This window comes from Halomonas sp. BM-2019 (assembly GCF_017584085.1).
Map to the genome: position 1 here is coordinate 281,642 of NZ_CP071922.1, position 2,970 is coordinate 284,611.

The 2,970-nt window shown below is 45.7% G+C and carries 4 protein-coding genes and 2 pseudogenes (1 of these 6 running past the window's edge); all 6 read left to right on the plus strand.

The genetic code is table 11. The annotated features are described in order from the left end of the window. Nucleotides 1–169 (plus strand): annotated as a pseudogene (locus tag J5F18_RS01460) (chromosome partitioning protein ParB); the annotation flags it as partial. Between the two features lie 503 nt (nt 170–672). Continuing rightward, the gene (gene atpB / locus J5F18_RS01465; protein ID WP_346300593.1) at nt 673–1,518 is read left to right on the plus strand and encodes a F0F1 ATP synthase subunit A; all 846 of its coding nucleotides are present in this window, start codon (nt 673–675) and stop codon (nt 1,516–1,518) included. A 53-nt stretch (nt 1,519–1,571) separates the two neighbouring features. Then, complete coding sequence (gene atpE / locus J5F18_RS01470; protein ID WP_126793262.1) at nt 1,572–1,814, plus strand: F0F1 ATP synthase subunit C; 243 nt, start codon at nt 1,572–1,574, stop codon at nt 1,812–1,814. A 41-nt stretch (nt 1,815–1,855) separates the two neighbouring features. Beyond that, nucleotides 1,856–2,326 (plus strand): F0F1 ATP synthase subunit B, encoded by a 471-nt coding sequence (atpF, locus tag J5F18_RS01475; protein WP_346300594.1) that lies wholly within the window; start codon nt 1,856–1,858, stop codon nt 2,324–2,326. Between the two features lie 16 nt (nt 2,327–2,342). Continuing rightward, nucleotides 2,343–2,876 (plus strand): F0F1 ATP synthase subunit delta, encoded by a 534-nt coding sequence (atpH, locus tag J5F18_RS01480; protein ID WP_346300595.1) that lies wholly within the window; start codon nt 2,343–2,345, stop codon nt 2,874–2,876. A 14-nt stretch (nt 2,877–2,890) separates the two neighbouring features. After that, nucleotides 2,891–2,970, plus strand: a pseudogene (gene atpA, locus J5F18_RS01485) (F0F1 ATP synthase subunit alpha) (it continues 1,437 nt past the right edge of the window).

Genomic DNA, 2,970 nt, shown 5'->3' on the forward strand with positions numbered 1-2,970 from the left:
AAAAGAGGAGAAAAAGCCTGATCCAGACGTCCAGCAGTTAGAAAACTCATTGAGCGAACGTTTGGGTGCCAAAGTCGCGATTAGCCACAATCGTAAAGGCAAGGGAAAGCTCGTGATTAACTACACCAGTCTTGATGAACTTGACGGAATTTTGCGCCATTTTTCTTAAATTCAATAAACTATCAGAGAATCAGGGAGTTTTGTTGCATAAAAGTAAGTTCCCAGAACTTATAAGGCTTAAAAGCCCGGCTTTAGTTGCAATTTAGCAGCAAAACTTTATAATCTGCGCAGTTTTTTTATGTTCAGTGCACAAACTGCTCAAGAAGTGAACTTTAGCAGTGCGTTTAGGCGCTGAAATCCACAGGTTGGAATGGTCATGCTCGCACAGTCGAATCACCCGTTAACCCGGGCAGGACAGCAGCTTGCGTTACGAACATTAGCCCTTCAACTTGGTGTTGGTTTCGTCTTTGTCATTATTTTTGGACTGCTGATGGCAGGTCCAGGAACCGTGTCAGCGTTCGCTGGCGTTGTCATTGCCCTGGTTCCGAACATAGTATTTTATTGCTATCTGGACCATGGTTACCGCTGTTTGTAACGCTTTTGGTCCTCTTGCACGTGCAATGGCTGGCACCGATTCTTTTAAATTCAAAAACTAGTTAATTGGGTAATTACATGGCTGCAGCAGGAAATACCAGCATCCAAGGCTACATTAACCACCACCTTTCGGATATGACGATTGGTGAAGGTTTTATGGCCGTTAATGTGGGTGCACTCAGTGTCTCGATTATTCTTGGTTTCGTCTTTGTCCTCAGCTTTATGGCTGTTGGCCGCAAAGCAACGACAGGCGTGCCGGGTAAGTTTCAGTGTTTTGTGGAAATGGTCATTGAGTTCATCGCAACCTCAGTGAAAGAAACATTCCACGTCAAAAACAAGCTTATTGCGCCGATCGCGCTAACCATTTTCATGTGGATATTCATGATGAACCTCATGAAGTTGGTTCCCGTGGATTGGTTACCTACCGTATTTGGTGCGGTTGGTCTACTCTTCAACCCAGAGGCGATCAAATACGACGTCGAGGGCTATTCACTACTCGAAAAGATCATGGCGCACCCTTGGAGCTACATGACCATTGCACCGACGACCGATATCAATATCACCATGGGTCTGGCGTTAGGTGTCTTCTTCTTAATCGTCGGTTACTCGATTGCCTTCAAAGGTGTCGGTGGCTTCATTAAGGAGCTAAGCTTTACACCGTTCAATCACTGGGCTCTGATACCGTTTAACTTAGTGCTCGAGCTGGTGACCTTGATTTCTAAACCAGTGTCGCTCGGTCTTCGTTTGTTCGGAAACCTCTATGCCGGTGAAGTTATCTTTATCTTGATCGCGCTGGTCGGTCTCTATCAGCTACCACTGCATTTTGCGTGGGCGGTGTTCCATATTCTGGTTATTGTGTTGCAGGCGTTCTTGTTCATGATGTTAACCATCGTGTACTTGAGTATGGCAGCAGAAGACCATTAATAAACCATCAACTTTTTACATTAACCTTAACTTTTAAAATTGGAGAAAACCCAATGGCAATTGAAACTGCAACATTATTCGCTGTAGCTATCATTCTGAGCGTTGCTGCGTTAGCAACTGCGATCTCTTTCGCAATCATGGGTGGTAAGTTCTTAGAAGCTACTGCTCGTCAACCAGAAATGGCTTCTCAGCTACAGACTAAAATGTTCATCCTTGCTGGTCTTATCGATGCTATCGCGATGATCGGTGTTGGTATCGCATTGTTGCTTTTATTCGCTAACCCGTTCATCGGTTAATCAAGCACAATCGTCGATCACCAACTTAGAGGAGGGTTGTTGTGGATATTAACTTCACCCTTATAGGTCAATCGATTGCGTTTGCGTTCTTCGTGTGGTTCACCATGAAATTTGTGTGGCCACCGTTGAACAATGCGATTGAAGAGCGTCAGAAGAAAATTGCTGACGGTCTTGCCGCTTCTGAACAAGCGAATCAAGACCTTGAAGTCGCTCGTGCAAAAGCCGACGAAGAGCTCAAAGCTGCTAAGTTACAAGCAGCTGAATTAATCGACCAAGCCAAAAAACGTGCGGCGAAGTTGGTTGAAGAAGAGACTCAACGTGGTCACGCTGAGCGCGAAAAAATTATTGCTTCCGGTTATGCCGAAGTGGAAGCCGAGCGTACTCGTGTTCGTGAAGATTTGCGTAAGCAAGTTGCCTTCTTGGCAATTGCTGGTGCAGAGAAAATCATTGAACGTGAGGTCGATGCACAGAAGCAAAGCGACATTGTTGAAAAACTTGTCGCTGAACTGTAATCAAGGGGGTTGAGCTATGTCCGAATATACAACGGTCGCTCGCCCCTATGCTAAAGCAGCTTTTGATTTTGCTGTTGAGCAAGGTGCGTTAGACAAATGGCATGGTATGTTAGCGTTCGCAGCGGAAGTTGTTGAAAATGCTGACGTCGTGACCTTTTTAAATGGTGCGTCAAGCCTCGCTCATCAAAGTGACGTTTTCATCGGGATTTGCGGTGAGCAACTCGATGCCAATGGCCAGAACTTGGTAAAAGTAATGGCAACCAATGAACGCTTGAAGGCTCTTCCGGAAGTCTTGCGGTTATTCGCAGACATGCGGCAAGAGTTCGAAAAAGAGATCACCGTTGAAGTGACTTCGGCGATGGATCTCGACGACGCCCAACAGGCGAAGTTAAGCGCAGCGTTGGAAAAACGTCTTGAACGCAAAGTTAAGCTCAATTGCAGTGTTGAACCGTCTATTGTTGGCGGTTTGCTGATCCAAGCCGGTGACATGGTCATCGACAATACGTTAAGAAGCCAGCTCAAGCGCTTAGCTTCTTCACTGCAATCATAATCGGGGACGAGAGCATGCAACTGAATTCAAATGAAATTGCAGAACTGATCAAACAGCGTATTGAGCAGTTTGAAGTTGTCAGTGAAGCTCGCAA